The organism is Longimicrobiales bacterium (assembly GCA_028823235.1).
GTDB lineage: Bacteria > Gemmatimonadota > Gemmatimonadetes > Longimicrobiales > Gaopeijiaceae > UBA2589.
Map to the genome: position 1 here is coordinate 1 of JAPKBW010000004.1, position 17,468 is coordinate 17,468.

Below are 17,468 nucleotides of genomic sequence, written 5' to 3' on the forward strand. Positions count from 1 at the left end.
GCTGCCGCGCTCACAACGCTTCGTCGAGGATTTACCACCTCAGCAGCCGACCGGGAGGTACGTCGACGAGCACGCCATCGTCGACGACAGCACCCCGTTCACGAAGACGTAGCCGATGCCCTCCGCGTAATGCCGCGGATGCAGGAACGAGCCCGGCCCGATACCGTTCCGGATGTAAGGGTAGATATCCGCGGTCACATCCATGCCGACAGTTCTGACCGAGTCGATGAGCGCGAGCGCCTCGACCATGAGCGGCCAGTTCTCTTCGCCCGCCGCCTTCAGGCGGTAGATGTGCAACGGGACGCCTGTCCTCTCACCGATCGTGATCGCCTCGTGGATCGCGTCCAGCACCGCATGGCTCTCGTTGCGGATATGCGTGAGGTACGTGCCCCGGCACTCCGCCGCGACCCGCATCAACTCAATCGCAAGAAGCGCACGGGCAACCCCGACCGTTACTTTGCCTTAGAAGGCTCACCTGCCGCATACGCTCCAGAGAGGCTCTTCGCCCAGGACGTGGTGCGGCGGTGCAGGAGTCCCCGGGGTACCTTCGGAGCACATGACTTGAGGCCGCGCACCGCGATGTCCAGCCCGGCTAAGAGAAACGACCACCGTATCACTGGATGAGATCATGATCTCCGCCCGCCTTCGGATCACATGCTTCGCTCTGTTCGGCACTTTCTTGTTAGCCGCGTGCTCGGGGGGCGAGCCCGATCCCGGCACTGCGGCGACCTATACCGTCGTGGAGGTGCCGCTTCATCAGATCTCTGAAGACCTGGCCTCAGGCCGGACCACGTCGATGGAGATCACCGAAGCCTACGTCGAGCGCATCGAAGCCATGGACGGCTCGCTCAATTCCGTCATCACGGTGGCCACCGATGCGCTGGACCAGGCCGCAGCGTCCGACGCCCGCCGCGCGGCGGGAGAAGAACTGAGCGCGCTCGATGGTGTGCCCATGCTGTTCAAGGACAACCTGGACGCGGTGGGGATGCCGACCACGGCGGGCTCGTACGCCCTCGAAAACAACTACCCGACCGTGGACTCAGAGGTGGTGAGGCGCCTCCGAGCCGCCGGCGTGATCATCCTCGGGAAGGCCAACCTCTCACAGTTCGCCGGATTCCGGAACACGGCATCCTTGAACGGCAGCACGGTGGGGGGCGGCACCCACAATCCGTACGACCCGACCCGCACCGCTGCGGGATCAAGCAACGGATCGGGGATCGCCGCGGCCATGAGCTTCGCAGCCGCTACGATCGGCACAGAAACGGCCGGCTCTATTGTCGGCCCCTCCTCTGTAAATGGGGTGGTCGGGATGAAGCCGACCATCGCGCTCGTATCCCGCCGCGGCATCGTGCCGATCAGCCTGACGCAGGACTCGTCCGGTCCAATGGCGCGAACTGTGAGAGACGTCGCGCTGCTCCTTGAGGTCATCGCGGGCACGGACCCGGGCGACCCATGGTCAGCCGATGCCGACGCGAACAAGGCTGATTACGTCGCGGCCCTGAGCACCGAAGCGCTGCAGGGTAAGCGCCTCGGTTTTCTAAGGCCGACCGGCAGCAGCGCGGAGTCGGTCGGTCCTTTGTTCGACGCGGCCCTCGAGGTTCTTTCGGCTCAGGGAGCGGACTTGGTGGAGCTTCCCGGGGACGCGCTGGTCGATACCAGGCCCGAGATGCGTGTCATTCTGCTGCAAGACTTCAAGGTTGACCTGAACGCCTACCTTCGAGGGACGCCGAGCACGGTATCGGTGCGCACGCTGGCCGACCTCATCGATTTCAGCAGAAACGACCCGCGCGAAAGCATGCATAGCATGGAGTACTGGGAAGACGCCCAGGCGACAGACGGCGGACGCCAGAATCCCAACTACATCGCAAGCTTGGAGGCCGGCAAGCGCCTGGCGCAGGAAGACGGCATCGATCGGCTCTTGAGAGAGTACGATGTCGATGCGCTCGTGACGCCAACCGGTGCTCCGGCGGCGGTACTTCAGCCGGACGGTACTCCCGGCCCCGGACCGATCCCAGAGGGCGCGCGAGGCACTCGGCCTCCTTCACTCACCGCCACGGCTGCCGTGGCAGGATATCCGCTGATTTCGGTGCCCATGGGGCTCGTGGACGGATTGCCGATCGGTCTCTCGTTCGTGGGCACTGCATGGACCGAGGCTGTGCTGATCTCACTCGCCTACGACTACGAACAAGCGTCGATGTCGCGCATTCCCCCGCCGATGGCCATCACCAGTCGGCGGTCCAGTAACTGAGCGGTGCGATACCTGACGAGATCAATCGCCCCTGACTTATGCGCACCCAAGAGCTTAATGCTGCGGTCTTATGATGACCCGAGCCAGGCTCGGCAGGTCGGGTAGAAGCTCATCCTCGCCCGCCGGGATCCCGCCGAAAGCCAGCATGTACGCAAGGGCGTCGACGTACTCCTGCTCGGTCATCGACTCCGGATTGTCTTCCGGCATCGTCGCCCTCGTGTACGCGAACAGGGTCGCAAGTGATCTGTCCTCCCAGACGCGGAGGAATCTTGCCCGCGCCAAGGGGGGGGTCGAGCGCATGTCCGGGTCGTCCGGCGCACCATTCAATCTGTGGCCATGACACCAGCCGCAGGCACCCGCGTACACCGCCTCACCGCGGCCGGCCTGTGCTTCGGTGAACACGCCGTCCCAGACTGATACCACGGGACCGGCATCCTCCAGCCCCTTCAGCACCTCGGCTACTTCTTCGGTAGTCACGCTCCGAGAGCCGTTCGCCCACGCCTCGCGGACGTAGTTCACCAATCCGGTGATCTCGTCGGCGGTCAGCCCGGGAAACGGGGGCATGTGCTCTTTGCCCAAGCGGATGGTGCGGACGACCCTCAGCGGGTCCTCAAGCTGGTCACTGCCGCTCAAGGCCGGAAAGGCCGGCGGATCACCGGCGCCCGAGTCCTGATGGCAGAGCGCGCACTTCTCTTCGTAGAGTTGCTGGCCCTGGCCCAACAAGACCGCGCCGGCCGCTTGTTGTGCACCGGCACCCGGGCTGATCACGAGGGCAAGCCCCAGGACCCCGGCCACGAGTTTCAGCATCAGCTGGACGGCTCTTCGACCGCATGCGTGCCGGCGATGTAGCCGTGCACGTGACCCTTGCCCAAGCCATGCTTGTTGAAGCCGCCGACAGCCTCGCCTCCCGCATACAGACCGGGAATCACCTTGCCCTGCATATCCACGACCTGCTGACGGCCGTTGACCCTCAGCCCCCCGTAGGAGTCGTGCCAGATCACCATGATCGAGAGCGCGTAGAACGGCGGAGTCCCGATGCGATTCATGGGGGCATCGACCTCGCGTTCGAATTCGGGGTCGGTGCCTGATTCCACGTAACCGTTCCAGGTGGTCACCGTCTCCGCGAGGTAGTTCAGCGGTACACGTTGAAATTCGTGATCCGCCTCGACCTTTGCGGCCAACTCGTCGATGGTATCGGCCTGGAAGTAGTAGCCGTTGTCCGAGACGAAGGGGTAACGGAGCTCCCACCCGTTGCGATCGACCGCATCTTGATCGAAAATCGCCCAAATCGGCCCCGAGTAGTACTCAGGAGCCTCAGACCCTTCGTTGAGTGCCAGGGCGGCATGGACGCCGTGGTCGTAGTTGTACATGTCACGGACCCACTCCTTGCGACAATTCCGCCAATCGACCGGCGTGTGGTCGAGCCCCCGCCCTGGGGCACCCCGATCGCCGGGGTACGCGCTCGGGCCTGGCCTCGCCGGGAGACGGACTTCGTTGAAGAAGCGCTTCCCGACCTGATTCACGGCGATGAACTCTTCGAAGCCCGAGCTGCCCACGTTGAAACCCGCTGAGCCGCGGAAACCGAACGTGGGGTGTCCGGGCATCATCCCGGTATAGGCGTCGCGCGTACCAAGGCGCGTCGAGACGTGAAACGTGGTGTAATACGAGAGATTCTGCTGCATCCCAGCCAGATTCGCGCCGACCCTCAAGCCGGCGACAAGCGCCGATCCGTCCTGACCTCCCGGGCCTAGCAACGCCCGACCACTCGTCGGAAAGGCCGGCTCGCGCATGGCCGGATAGAACATGCTGCGGACCTCGGGGTTCCCGGCGTGGCCGCCGCTGGCGAGGATGACGGCCTGGCGGGCCCTGATGTTCACGGTTTCACGTCGCTCATCGATGTTGCCGTTCTGCCAGAGGCCCTGAAGGATCTCGCCGGTCTCAGGGTGATACCGGGGAGAATAGTGTGCCCTTATGCCGAGAACCCGGCCCGAGAAGGGTTGCTCGCGAACGATCTCGTCGAAGCGGCGGTGCAGCATGAAGTCGACGCCCTTCTCACGGGCAGAGAACTCCAGCGGCCGGGAGAGCGCGGCACCATTGGTCACCGCGTTGGGTCCGACCATACGGCTCGCGTTGTTCATCCGCAGGGGAGAGAACGCACTCGATCGTTCTCGATCGGCCACGCCCGCGTCCTCCGCGGTGACGGTTCCCGCCTTCATGTCCGTCACGTCGCCCAGCATGAGGAAGCAGTTGGCCAGCCGTGCGCGTGACAACCCTCCCCCGCCGTGCGTGCTGCTGACCCTCGAGAAGCGGACATAATTGTCGATCAGGAACTGTCGGGTCGCCGGACAGTTCTCGGCCCAAGCACGAGCCAACTCGGGCTCGTTGTAGCGATAGGGGGCCTGCCCCTTGGGGTCGAGAACCGACCAGTCAGTGAGATCCGTGAACAGGATCTCGACACTGTCATCCAGTTCTTCCGGGTCCTCGATAGGGTCGACCGTGATAAGTCCCTCCCGGTCGCTCTCCCCTCTCATGTCTCTCTGCTGAACCGGGTCGCCGCCGCCGAGCGACATCCGGGCCGCACTATGCAGCATGCGGCCGCCGAGGTCGAAATTCTGATCGACCACCAGCACACTGGCCCCGCGATCAACCGCGCGAATGGCCGCAGTCAGGCCCGCGCACCCGCCCCCCGCGATGACGACGTCCACCTCATAGTCCCAGACGACCTGCCCGGAGGCACCCGCGGGGACCTGCGCCTGCGCTTCAGTCGGCTCGAAGAGAGCCGCGGATCCCAATCCGGCGGCGACCCCTGTTTTGACGAAATCGCGGCGGTTCAGCCCATCCTCGTTCTCGAGCGTCGAGTCCTGCGACGGACGGTCGTCTTTCGTTGCCACCTGTAGTCCTCCCCAATGGTCGCCAAGCGTGATTGCTCATCGATCCGGCCAAGGGACATCTTGAGATGACCCTTGAAGCGAGCCTGACCGAACAAGCCACCGACCCGGAATGAAGACCCAAAGGCCGGGACGTTCGACCACGCTAGGTAGGGATGCAGGCCTCCTGCAAGCGGCCCATCCTATTCGCGGTAGAGATTGCGACTCTCGGTTCAGCTCATCGCACGCGCCCGCGGACTGCCCGCCCCGGACGAGCAGCAGTTACCTCACCCAACTCGACCACCACTTCGCCCGCAATGATCACCCATGCGATACCGGTCGAGGGGATCGTCGCGTCCAGGTATGTCGAGCGGTCAATCACGGTCGCAGGATCAAAGATCGTAATGTCTGCGTCGGCGCCGACCTGGAGGCGCCCTTTGCTGGCCATCGACTCCACCGTGGCTTCGAGCCGTCGAGCTGGCTCGATGGTCATCTTTCGGATCGCCTCGGGAAGAGACAAAACACCCTCATCCCGGACATACTGCCCAAGTACCTTCGAGTACGATCCGGAAGTGCGTGGATGGCCACGGCCGTCGACGATAAAGCCGTCGCTCGCGATCATCGTTAGCGGACTCACCACAGCTTTTCGGGTTACCTCCTCCGTGCGGCCGTGAATGATGACTGCCCCGCCCTCTTCCCGAGCCTGCGCGAATGTTTCTCGAGTGGCCCGTTCTCCCGAGGAGACGAGTTGGTGGAGCTCGAAGCGCTCTTCGGGCCAACTCTCCCAGTCGTCAAAGAGTGCCGACTGGATCTCGGTCATCCCCGCGCCATACGGATAGGTCTCGGTGGTAACATCTTGACCGGCATCCACTGCAGTTTGCACGCCGTCCAAAAAGGCGTCGATATCATCGCCCGCGCTTGAATTTATATGTACAAAGTGGAGCGACACTCCAGTCCGGCGTGCGGCGGCGACGGTGGAGTCGAAGCCCGAGAGACCACCGCGCATATGGATGTGAGCGCTTGCGCCAGATTCGGCTGCCACGCCGAACATTCGTTCGATTTCGGACATCTCGGCTCCGGGCGTGTAGGCACTGCCGAAGCCGACCGCCACTGCTCCCTGATCCAGGCCCTCACGAATACGGCGCTCCATTTCGTCGAGCTGTTCCGCCGTGATACTCCCCGAGCCTCCGATACCAGCGGGCAGAATCCCCGCCCCGGGATCTCCAAGAAGCTCCATGCGCACCCCAATGTGCCCAATGCTCGCACCGTAGTTGACGATCTGCCCCCCCTCACGGTCCGCGTAGAAACCATGGATGTCGGCTGTGCCGACCTCCAGCTCCAGGGCAGTCGTCACCCCGTCTCGGACCATGTACGAGTAGGCTTCTTCGCTCTGCCCGTGCTCATGCAGATCGATGAATCCCGGTGAGACGACATGTCCGGTCGCGTCGATCGTGCGTCTGCCGGTCAGCTCGCCCTCAACGATCGAGGCGACCTTACCATCGCGGATGCCCACGGAGCGCACCCCATCGAGTCCCGACTCAGGATCGATCACACGACCGTGTGTGATGACCAGATCAAAGTTGTCGGCATCCTCTCCGCCGCACGCGGTCAGCATTACGCATGTGAGGGCCAATTGCACCAGCCGCTGAAGCTTCACGTTGTTCCTCCGGTAGACTCGTCCGACCCTCGTGACGGATTCGTAATCGACACTCACCGAGTGACCGCGAGGATCCATGCGCAGAAGATGCGAATCAGATCTTCGATCCGCGAGCACTCGTGAATTTTTCAAGAGACGAGGGCGTCACGACCGACGCGCATCACATGACGGCGAATTGTGATTTTTACCCAAACATCCTGGAAGTCGTCCGTGATCGAAGTATCAACCACACGATCGAACAGCTGAGTGCGAGCCCTCGACCGGCTAGCTCACCACCCGCCGGTTCTGTATCACCTTCTGCATGTACTTCTCGAAGAAGAATTTCTGGATGTCCATCATGTCGATCTCGCGGCCCTGGATGTAGGACTGCTCGATATCACTCGTCATATCCAGAGGGGTCCCCGTGGTAATCAGGAGTGTCGCCTGCTTGCCGGGCTCCAGTGATCCGACCCTGTCGCTGATCCCCATGAACTCGGCCGCATTGATGGTCACAGCCTTCATTGCCTCTTCCTCCGGGAGCCCGAACGCCACCGCGACTCCAGCTTCCCAGGGCAGTCGGTTCGTATATAGAGAGCCTGACCCTCCGGAGATGGCGAATTTCACCCCAGCCTCATAGAGCCGAGCAGGCATAGTGTAGGCCCCATCGTATCCTTCGTATTCGCGACCGGGCGCGGCCATGGTCGACGTCAGGATCACGGGGATGTCATTGGCCACGAGTCGATCAGCCACATGGATTGCGTCGGCACCGCCACGAATCACGATCCTGACACCCTCTTCCTGTGCCCAGGTGATGGCGTCGTTGATCTGACCCGCCCCGTCCGCCGAAACCACGACCGGAATCTCTCCGTCCAGCGCGGGAACCATCGCCGCGTAGCGCGAGTCCGTCCGCACTTCCGCACCGGCCGCAGTGGCATCGCGATACGCGCGCGCTTCCGCAAAGAAGTCCTTGAGCTGCTGCACCTGTTCGGCATAGCTCGGCGGCGGATCCTGTGGAGCGCCTCCCCGTCCGCCGCGACCGCCGCGAGGGTTCGGGTTGGGCCAGTTCACGTTGAGGGCCGCAGCCGACTCCATAGACATCTCTTCCCAGTCCCATCCCTCGAGGCTCATCGCCGACGACATACCGGAGATGAGGCCGCCACCCGGGGTCGTGAGCGTGACGAGCACACCAGCGGAGCGGGAGGTGCCGATGTGACGGCTCTCCGCGTTGACCGCGACCTCGGCTCGAACGTTGGGGTTGAAGTCGCCGAGCTCGTTCACGTCGCTCGACACCCCAACCGCGCCGATCTCACTGATTCCCACCGTGCTGTAGGCATCAATGAGTCCGGGGTAGATGTGCTTTCCTGTGACATCGACCACGCGCGCACCTGCTGGAATTTCCACGTCGGCGCCGACGGCAACGATGATTCCGTCATTGAACACGATGGTTCCGTTCTCGATGACCCCATTCGTGATCGTGTGAATGGTGGCCCCCTGCAGCGCCACCGCTTCGGACTGCGGCGGCACGGTCATCCGCACCTGCGCCCCCACCGAAGTGGGCGACACGAACGGGGCAGCAAACGCCACGATCATCGCGGCGAGTGTCAGTGCTGTGACTGCGGCAACCCGGGACGTAATTGCCCTCATGGCTCCCCACTTCGTCATGGTCGTCGTCATGATCAGTTGCTCCCGCGCGATTCGCGCATGTTTTCGCCCTGGCTTTCACTCACCGAGAGAATGGCCTGGATGAGCTCGGTACGCTCACGGTCGATCTCTACCCGCAGGGCTGCGTCCTCCTCTAGGGAGAAATAGCGTCGCCCATCCACCCAAGTCTGTTCGGCTCGGGTGAACTGAGACAGCGGGTTCCCGCTCCAGATGACGAAATCACCGTCCTTGCCCTCTTCGAGCGAGCCCACACGATCGTTGATCGCCATGGCCCTCGCGGCCTGGTTGGTCACGGTCGACAGCGCCTGCTCTTGCGTGAGGCCGGTCCGAAGTAGCTTGCCGGCCTCCCAGTTCATGCGACTGGCGATCTCATTGTTATCAGAATGCAACGCGGTAACCACGCCGGCCTCGATGAGGATGCGAGCGTTGTACACGGAGGCGTCGTACGCTTCCATTTTGAATCCACCCCAGTCACTCCACACGACTGCGGCGACCCCGGAGGCAGCCAGCTCAGGCGCGATCTTGTACGCCTCTATCCCGTGCTGCAGAGTCTGAACCCGGAAGCCGAACTCCTCAGCAAGCCGGACCAGCGCTAGGAATTCGTCGGCGCGGTACCCGTGCGACGAGATCAGCAGTTCCTGGTTCAGGATGTCGAGGATGGCCTCCATCCTCAGGTCGCGCCGTGGGGGGATCCCCTCCTGACTGGCCTCCCAGCGGTTCCATTCGCGCTCATAGTCGCGAGCCGCTAGGAAGTGGTCACGAATGATCTCCTGCGTCCCCATTCGAGTGTCCGGATAACGCCCCTGACGCCGCTTTGGGTTCTCGCCCAACGCGAACTTCACTGTCCGAGGGGCATCCTTCAGCATGAGGTCCTCAGGCAGAGACCCCCATCGGAGCTTCACGAACACGTTTTCGCCACCAATGGGGTTCGCAGAGCCGTGCTTGATGTGCGCGGTCGTTAGCCCACCGGCAAGCTGCCGGTACATCCAGATGTTGTTGTGCGTGACCACATCGCCCATCTGAACTTCGGGCACGATGGCGAAGCCACTCTCGTTGATCGCGCTGACCCCGGAGTGAATGTGGGGGTCGATAAGCCCCGGCGTGACGTGCTTTCCGGTCGCGTCGATCTCTACCGCACCTCGGGGGGCGTCGAGATCCGTACCAATGGCCACTACCTGTCCGGCCTGGACGAGAAGATCAGCGTTCTCCATCCGTCCCAGAGGGCCCTGGCTCCATACGGTGGCGTTTCGCACGACCACCGCGGCGGGCTGCTCGGGAATCGACGGCCTCCCGTACTCCATCATCGGCCGAATGAACGGCAGGTCGATTTCAGGGACATTCATCGCCACTGTGCCCCGTGCTGCTCCCTCATAGATATCGGTGCGAGATCCTCGGAATGACGGATCTGCACCATTGGGCAGGGATGTCCATCCGTAGAAATCCTCACCCCGGACAGAACCGGCCAGAAGAGCGACTCCTTCGTATCCGAGTTCTTCACCGTCGAAGCGAACCTCGATGCGTCCCGTTTCTGCGATGACCTCCGCCGAAGCGAGATCGATGCTCGCGCCGCCTGGGCCGGCAACGTCGATAGACCCTCCGAGGCGGTTCAGCGGACCTTCCAGACGAAGAGTGGCTTCGAACCCCCACTCATCGTCTGATGCGATGGCCCAGGTGCCACGTGGGTCCACCTCCGGTGGTCTGGTGACCTCATATGCCTGACCGTGTACCCAGACATCCCGGACCGCGGCCTCTTCGGTAAAGAGATCGCCCTGACTCACGACGAGGTTAGCAACCCTGCCCTCTGCGATCGTGCCGTGGGTGTTTTCGAGCCCCAGGAGAGCGGCCGGCGTCGTGGTGAGCGCGGCCAGAGCATCTCTTGTGGAGAGCCCTCGTGCGACCGCAATGCGCAGGTTCGGCAGGAACTCATTCAGCGAGGAGAGACCGTCTGAAGTGATGGCAAAACTGACGCCCGCATCGGCCAGCTGGGCTGGGCTCGTGGGCGCCAGATACCAGTCACGGAGGTCGGCCAGGGTGGCGTTCAACGCCGATTCTGGGTCGTCGACCTCGGGAGCATCCGGGAAGCTCAGAGGAATGATGAGTGGATCGGTGCGTCCCTGCAGCACGTCGACGATCCGGTATTCCTCGCCGCTTCCTCGGTACCAAGCATCCACGCCATAATCTTGGGCCAGCTTGTGAGCCCGCAGGTACTCCTCTTCGCTACCCGTATCGAAGATGACCGGCTGACTGCCCATCACGGCTGCTTCAAGGGCACCCAGGGCTTCGCTGGTCTCGGGCGGCAGGACGGAGCGGCCACCGTCTTCGTAGGCGCCCCACGCTCTCATGTACCACTCGGCATCCATGAATGTCTGCTTTATGAGTGCGATCGTGCCCATGGCCGAGTTGGGGTAAGCGCCGCCCAACTGGAAGGAACGCTGAAAGCCGATGGCCTGAGCCAGATCCGGGCGCAGCACTCTGTCGCGGACCCCCGCATCACCAAGGTTCACGACCGAAGCGGTGCCCCGGAAAATGCCCTGCTTGGGCACGACCAGTGCCGTCCCGAAGCCCTGCGACCGAAGAGCAGCTCTGCGGTCGGCGTCGTCCTGAAGGTTGGCCGTGGTGCTGAACCAGGCGCGGACCTGTGGATTCCAGTGCGTTGGCCCCACATCCCCGCCCTCGGGGACCGCATCCATGCCGAGGTCTGCGTGAGCGTCGATGAACCCCGGATAAATCGTGTGACCTTCGAGATCCCAGACACGCGCGCCGGCCGGCGGCTGCATGTTACGACCCACCGCCTGAATGATTCCGTCCCGGATGACGATCGTCGCGCCGTCCAGAACCTGCCCAGGAGCCGTAACCACCCGTGCGCCAACAAGGGCGTGAAAGCCTGTGCCGTTGTCACGAATGCCCGCCACGGGCTGAGTCCGAGACGACTGCTGGGCCGTGAGTCCGCCCGTGAACAGAAGAGTGACTCCGATAAAAGAGAGGATTGCTCTCACGACAGTCTCCAAAAAAATGTACGGTGACCCACGGGGGTCTCCCTGCAGCGGGAAACCGGAACGCAGAGAAAGTACGGCGTCTAGCCTGGATGGCCATGCTCGCTAGGGCATCTCGTCAATTACGGCTTCGAACCGGGCCCTTTTGGAAGACCAGAAACCGGTATGACAAAAAACCACCCTTCAGTCCGGCCTGAAGGGCGTCGCCTCCCACCATGTTACCGAAAAACGGAAAGCGAGCGAGACGCAGTCTCCGAAGCAGCGGACTAAGCTTCCGGATAACGACATCTCTAGGCCGGCCCAGCCGAATGAGGGCTGTGAGATCGGTGTCGTCGACCGGCTCGAAGCCGACGGACTCGGCGGCGTACCGGCAATCGTCGGGCGTGGTGATGCCGGGCACGCGCCAACCCGCTCGGAAGTCCGAGACACAAGTCTGCTCCCGCTCTCTCAGCGAGCCGACCGCCGAAGTCAGGAAGTCATCGACCACGATCATGTGCCCGCCGGGGAGGAGATGATCAGACGCCCAACGAAAGAAACGCTCCGGCGAGGGCGCGTGCGCGAACGACTCAACCGCCACGACGACGTCCGCGGCAACCGCCAGTGGGGTGACAAGGAAATCACCGAGGTGAATCAGACACTGACCCTGGAGCCCCTTCTCGGCCACGATCCGATTTGCGAGCTGGTGCTGACGAGGACTGATGGTGATGCCGTGGAGGCTACTCCCCGGAAGGGACACCGCCAAGTGGAAAAGAGTGCCACCCACCCCGCATCCCATGTCCAGAATGGTGGAGGTTGAGTCGGAGCGAACACGCTCGATCTCTGTCGCAATGAGTCCGTTCACATAGCTCGAAGCTTCGCTCGCGTTTCGAACCCCTGGTCCCCACAACTGCCGATGGATGGACAGCGCACTACCACTACCACCAACGAAGAGGAAGCGAGCCGTATTGCTGTCGTAGTAACCCGCGACGTCTGGGGCCTGCATGGGCCTACTTCCCGGACAGATCGCTGTGGAGCATGTCACCGAGCCAGTGGCCGGCCCTCTCCACTTTGGCCCGCACGTAAGGCAGGTTGTGGGGATTCAGCGTACCGTGCAGGGGTTCGCGAGCCGTGACCTCGATGCCTCCCTCTTCGAGGGCCCTCACTTTCTCGGGGTTGTTCGTGAGAATGCGAACACGTTCGACACCCAGGTGCTGAAGCATGCCAACGGCGGCGTCATAGCGGCGCTCGTCTGAGCCGAAACCCAGGACCTGGTCCGCATCGATCGTATCGAGCCCTTCGTGCTGCAACGCATAGGCTCTCAGCTTATTTCCCAGGCCGATGCCCCGCCCCTCTTGTTGCATGTAAAGGAGCACCCCGCCACCAGCAGCGGCGAACGAGGTGAGACTTCCACGCAACTGCTCGCCACAATCGCAGCGCAGGCTGCCGAAGAGATCTCCCGTGAGGCACGCCGAGTGGATCCGCACCGGTAACGGATCCGGCCAATCCTTCTCATCGCCAATGAGGATGGCCACATGTTCGACGAGACCATTGTCTTCCCGAAACAGCATAAAACGGGCCTCCTCTGCGTCCTTTAGCGGTACCTGAGCCTCGCTGACATGCGTGACGACCACCTCGGTGCCCGGGGTAGCGGTAAGGGTTCGCACGTGCTCGGCCTCCACCCGAAGTGTCGCTCCGGACTCGAGCGCGGCTCGAAGCTCGGGAACACGAATTGGATGCGCACGTACCGTCACGACCGCGGGCAGCAGGCGACCGAAACGCACGAGATCGAGCGCAGCCACCTCCGTCTCGGTGGCGACCCTCGCGTCCAGCCGGGACGGGTTGAATCCTTCCGGGGCACTTGCCAGTCGGAACAACTCCGTCGGCGTCTCGCCATTGAATGCCAGACTCACACCTGTCAATGGCCCATCTCCCGAAGGGACACTCACACCCATGCTCTCGGCACGCCGAGGAGTCACGACGAGCCTCAACGCTCCGGAACCGAGTCTTTTCAGTTCCTCAAGGATCGCAGGGTCGAGACCCTCAACGGGTGCACAAAGCACACAGGCCTCGGGGTCACCCGCTCCAGTCAAGCACACGGGTCGCCCGCGGCGCAGATCGAACAGGCATCTCTCTACCTCGTGCATCCTGGGCTTTGACCTCATGGCAGTCGAGCGTCCCAACGCCTCGGTGCGATAGGACTGATCCGTATCGTCCCCGGCAGGGAGTCGGAGTTCCGCCGGGGTTCGCGTCTCCGACGGGACCAGAAGGATACCACGGCGACGCAGTCCTCGCCCCAATTCAAGGCTGCTCGACACATAGATCAGCGGCGCTGCCAGTAGTAGTCCCGCGAATATCGGAGCCAGCCAGGCGGCGAACAGCGGGCTCGCGACGACCGTGATGCCCATCCAGAGCAGCCCGGTGGCGGTGATCCACGCCGTCGGCCGCCAGACCTCTGCCCAGGAGATGCTTCTGCCCGCACGAGCCTGCGTTCCCCAGTCAACGCCCCGACCAGCTACGATCCCGATAACGAAGTTCGTGTGGTACATCATGAGAACAGGCGCGACCAAGATCGAAAATGCGGTCTCGAGGATCGCACTCGCTACGAGAGCCGGCCCGCCACCGAACTCTGAACGCCGGTGCACCAGCGCATTGAGCAATCCAAGAAGCTTCGGCAGGAACAGCAGAATCGCCGTGAAACCCAGTAGCGGCATCAGCGACGAAGTGAAGCCTGATACAAAGACGCCCGTAATGAGGCCTTGCGCCGGGAAGAGCGGGGCTGCGCTCAACGACGGGACGACCACATATGCCGTACTAGCAACAAGAAGGAGAAGCCAGAATACCGAGGCGAGGTAGCCCATCGCGCCCTGCACAAAGTGGAGTCGGCTAAGCGGGTGAAGACCGGGTTCGCGGAGAAGGCGGAGATGCTGAAGGCTGCCCTGGGCCCAACGGCGGTCTCGCTTTGCAAAGTCCAGTATGTTCGTGGGGATCTCTTCGTAACTGCCCCCAATCGCCGATGCCAGATAGACGTGCCACCCCGCCCGCCTCAGAAGCGCCGCCTCGACGAAGTCGTGACTCAGAATCCTACCGCCCAGCGGTGGCGTGCCCGGCAACACCGGCAATTGGGCGTGACGGACAAACGGTTCCACACGAAGGATGGCGTTGTGGCCCCAGTAGTTGGCGGAACCCCCTTGCCAGAACGCCTGCCCGGTTGCCAGCATCGGGCTATACAGTGCCGCACCGAACTGGACGAATCGACCGAAGAGGGTATCCTGACGCGCAGGAATCGGGACCGTCTGGATTAATCCTGCCTGCGGATTTGCTTGCATCGCGTAAACCAGCGAAACGAGGGTGTCGCCGCTCATCACGCTGTCGGCATCGAGAACAACCATGAAGTCGTAGTCATACCCCCACGTCTCGCAAAAATCGGCGATGTTGCCTGCCTTGCGACCGGTGTTCAAGGGACGCCTTCGGTAGTGCAGCCGCCCGGGCCTGGGAGATCGGGCCCGCAATCGGCTCCATGCCTCCTCCTCGACTCGCGCTAGATGGGCATCCGTGGTGTCACTGAGGAGGTAGACGTCGAAGTGACCCGCCTGACCCGTAGCCTCAAGGGAGCGAACCACGGCGCCGAGCCCCGCGATGAGTCGCTCAGGGTCTTCGTTGTGTGCAGGCATAACCAAGGCTGTCCGACTCACAACAGCGGCTGCGCCTGTATCTCGCAGCCCTGACAGTCCCAGAGACACAGGGTCTCGGCCAGCGAGATTCAGCGCGAAGCCAGTCGTAGCGTTCCAGAAAGAGAGCGATATCCATCCAAACGTGGGCACGAAGAGGCTCAGGATGACGACCTCAAGAGCGGTCAGGCCCTCTGCTCGAACGATATGGAGCATCATCGCGGTTCCGAGGACCGTGGTGCCGACGACTGCTCCGAAGAAGACGCTCCTTCGCAAGCGGAGAAACGGTAAGCGGAAAGGTGACTGGGCAGGTGTCACCGCGTCACCTGCGAGCAGTGATCGCATTAACTAGGTCACTGAAACCCCACGAAACCACGGGGTAGATCCCGCACCAGTACAGGCACCTGCGGAAGGCCGTCAGTGCGAATAACGCGGCCCGGACCAAGCCTGTTGAGGAGGCCTGAGGTGTGGCTTCGAACTGCATATCTGTATCACCTTTGTCTAAGAATTGTAGTTTAAATACGCATAATACCTGCCGCGTGTCCAGCTTTTCTAGATATTGTTGGACAAATCCTTCCTTCCGTGTACTACGAATGGATACCCCACTGCTATATCGGCTAACTGACGGAATCTTGATTGCCGCGGAACCACTGTGGCCGGGACTCTTCGCGGGCCATCTGTTTCGCTCACAGGTCGGGCACCGCATGGGCTTCAAATTATCGATCGCTCCAGCTCTCGTTTTCTAAGCAATCTAATTGGTGGAAATCCTCGGTCCTTGCGGATACCAGACGTAGCTCCAGCTCTCACTCACTCGTGCTTTGTCTCGAACGAGATGGAGTCGCATGTCGGCAGGCTCACTTCCCGCAGGGGAGAGACGAAACGAGACGCGCCACCCGGCATCATCGGGAAGTGGGGCCATGCGTACGTCCGAAATTTCGCCTGCGGAAATCTCAATGACGGCCTCGACCACAGCAGACTCGACTCCCATTGTCCGATCCCCAACCCGGCCACCCAAAGAGAAATCAACAACCACGCGTCGTTGACTGACGGGGGGTGGGGCAGCGGCACCTGGGAGCGCATCCCACCCAATCCGTGTCCGTTGAACTTGGGCCAGCGTCTGATGGTCGAGCCGGTCATCAAAAGTCACGAGTCGGTATTCATAATAACGCTCGTCCCCCGCCCGGAACGGCCGATCAGGCACCCAGGACACTGCGACGTTATCGCTGAACTCCGAGTCGGTCGGGGCCTCGAGCAGCTCTACGCCACCGACACCCCAGTCCCCCCCTACCCGCTCGACCCACTGACTCGGGCGCCTATGGTAGGACGTTTCCAGGTCGAGGTACTGGCCAAAATTGCGAGCGCGCTGAGCCAGCCCGAAGCCTTGTGGCTCTCCGTCGCGCAGAGCCGTGACCCGAACGTCTTGCCGGTTCGCCAACGGCCTCCAGATCCACTCTCCGACCCTGGTAAGCATCATGAGGCCATCGGAATCGTGCACCTCCGGACGGAAATCGTCGTAATTCCAAGCTTCGTTAGGTCCGTAGAGAAACATGCTGCTGAGCGGCGCGACGCCCAGCTTGTTCACATCATGCCGTGCGAACAACCGAGCACTCACATGTAGTACCGTTTCCGGGCCAGGCTCCAGTTCGAACCGATAGGCCCCCGTAACTGATGGGCTATCGAGGAGGGCATAGAAGACGAGGGTCCGGTCGCCCGCGCTCGGCTCAACCAGCCAGAATTCGATGAAGTCTGGGAACTCTTCTCCGGCGTACTCACCGATATCGATCGCGAGTCCTCGCGAGGACAGGCCATGCACGTGCCCCGGTCCGAGGAGTCTGAAATATGACGCCCCCTGAAAGACGACGATCTCGTCGGCCACCTCCGGACGATTCAGCGGGTAGTGAACCCGGAAGCCGGAGTAGCCAAGAGCCGCTCGATCTTCTTGATTCGCCTGAGCGGACCGCCCCTCGAAAGAGAACAGCGTTGGATCGAACGGCATCTCCAGGACCTGTTCCGAGCCGACGACATGGAGTTGAACCGCCTCCGAGAAGAGTCCACCCCTTGGGAGAAGCTGGACTTCGAACGGGGATGCGTCCCTCCACAGGGCAGCCGCCGGCCGATAGCGGATCGACCGATAGTCACTGTAGTCCAGGTTCGCCAGCGAGGCGGGCAACTGCGTGTCACGCCCGGAATACTCTCGTGCGGCCAAAACGCGTGCCTTCGCCCTGACGTGCTGGGCGATCGTCGCGGGGGTCGCGGGCTCCAGCGCGAGGTCCACCACCTGCCCCATCGGGTTGGCCTCCCGCCTGTCCGAAGGTAGTGTGGACTCCTCCTCCGAGACGCCGCACCCGAAGGCAGGCAGCAGGAGCAACGCCAGCAAAGCGAACGAGCGGGATACTTCCGGAGCAGACATGCGAC

At 62.5% G+C, this 17,468-nt stretch carries 10 protein-coding genes; 1 reads left to right on the top strand and 9 read right to left on the bottom strand.

Annotation, left to right across the window (positions count from 1 at the left end; all coding sequences use genetic code 11):
• Window positions 1-39 precede the first annotated feature (39 nt).
• Complete coding sequence (locus tag OSA81_02860) at window positions 40-414, bottom strand: hypothetical protein (protein MDE0897934.1); 375 nt, start codon at window positions 412-414, stop codon at window positions 40-42.
• A gap of 214 nt (window positions 415-628) precedes the next feature.
• On the opposite strand from OSA81_02860, the gene OSA81_02865 reads away from it, so the two are divergent.
• Complete coding sequence (locus OSA81_02865) at window positions 629-2,248, top strand: amidase family protein (protein MDE0897935.1); 1,620 nt, start codon at window positions 629-631, stop codon at window positions 2,246-2,248.
• A 54-nt stretch (window positions 2,249-2,302) separates the two neighbouring features.
• Here the strand turns inward: OSA81_02865 and OSA81_02870 are convergent, their stop codons facing one another.
• The 8 genes from OSA81_02870 to OSA81_02905 all read right to left on the bottom strand — a co-directional run bounded on the left by OSA81_02870 (window position 2,303) and on the right by OSA81_02905 (window position 17,463).
• On the bottom strand, window positions 2,303-3,055 hold the full coding sequence (locus tag OSA81_02870; GenBank protein MDE0897936.1) for a c-type cytochrome: 753 nt from the start codon (window positions 3,053-3,055) through the stop codon (window positions 2,303-2,305).
• On the bottom strand, window positions 3,055-5,139 hold the full coding sequence (locus OSA81_02875) for an FAD-binding protein (protein MDE0897937.1): 2,085 nt from the start codon (window positions 5,137-5,139) through the stop codon (window positions 3,055-3,057). Before OSA81_02875 ends, OSA81_02870 begins: the two co-directional genes overlap by 1 nt.
• Before the next feature lie 214 nt (window positions 5,140-5,353).
• Window positions 5,354-6,772, bottom strand: a complete 1,419-nt coding sequence (locus tag OSA81_02880; GenBank protein ID MDE0897938.1) for an amidohydrolase family protein — start codon at window positions 6,770-6,772, stop codon at window positions 5,354-5,356.
• 264 nt (window positions 6,773-7,036) lie between these two features.
• Window positions 7,037-8,425 carry an amidohydrolase family protein gene (locus OSA81_02885; protein MDE0897939.1) on the bottom strand — a complete coding sequence of 463 codons (1,389 nt, stop codon included), beginning with the start codon at window positions 8,423-8,425 and terminating at the stop codon, window positions 7,037-7,039.
• 2 nt (window positions 8,426-8,427) lie between these two features.
• Window positions 8,428-11,409 carry an amidohydrolase family protein gene (locus OSA81_02890; protein MDE0897940.1) on the bottom strand — a complete coding sequence of 994 codons (2,982 nt, stop codon included), beginning with the start codon at window positions 11,407-11,409 and terminating at the stop codon, window positions 8,428-8,430.
• 115 nt (window positions 11,410-11,524) lie between these two features.
• Complete coding sequence (locus OSA81_02895) at window positions 11,525-12,388, bottom strand: methyltransferase domain-containing protein (GenBank protein MDE0897941.1); 864 nt, start codon at window positions 12,386-12,388, stop codon at window positions 11,525-11,527.
• Window positions 12,389-12,392: 4 nt separating this feature from the next.
• Complete coding sequence (gene mdoH, locus OSA81_02900) at window positions 12,393-15,398, bottom strand: glucans biosynthesis glucosyltransferase MdoH (protein MDE0897942.1); 3,006 nt, start codon at window positions 15,396-15,398, stop codon at window positions 12,393-12,395.
• Window positions 15,399-15,804: 406 nt separating this feature from the next.
• Window positions 15,805-17,463 (bottom strand): glucan biosynthesis protein G, encoded by a 1,659-nt coding sequence (locus OSA81_02905; GenBank protein MDE0897943.1) that lies wholly within the window; start codon window positions 17,461-17,463, stop codon window positions 15,805-15,807.
• Window positions 17,464-17,468 lie beyond the last annotated feature (5 nt).

Excerpts from the sequence above, each read along its gene's own strand:
- OSA81_02870 (MDE0897936.1), bottom strand. The coding sequence starts at position 3,055 with ATGCTGAAACTCGTGGCCGGGGTCCTGGGGCTTGCCCTCGTGATCAGC.
- OSA81_02860 (MDE0897934.1), bottom strand. The coding sequence starts at position 414 with ATGCGGGTCGCGGCGGAGTGCCGGGGCACGTACCTCACGCATATCCGC.
- OSA81_02885 (MDE0897939.1), bottom strand. The coding sequence starts at position 8,425 with ATGACGACGACCATGACGAAGTGGGGAGCCATGAGGGCAATTACGTCC.
- OSA81_02895 (MDE0897941.1), bottom strand. The coding sequence starts at position 12,388 with ATGCAGGCCCCAGACGTCGCGGGTTACTACGACAGCAATACGGCTCGC.
- OSA81_02905 (MDE0897943.1), bottom strand. The coding sequence starts at position 17,463 with ATGTCTGCTCCGGAAGTATCCCGCTCGTTCGCTTTGCTGGCGTTGCTC.
- mdoH (MDE0897942.1), bottom strand. The coding sequence starts at position 15,398 with ATGCGATCACTGCTCGCAGGTGACGCGGTGACACCTGCCCAGTCACCT.
- OSA81_02865 (MDE0897935.1), top strand. The coding sequence starts at position 629 with ATGATCTCCGCCCGCCTTCGGATCACATGCTTCGCTCTGTTCGGCACT.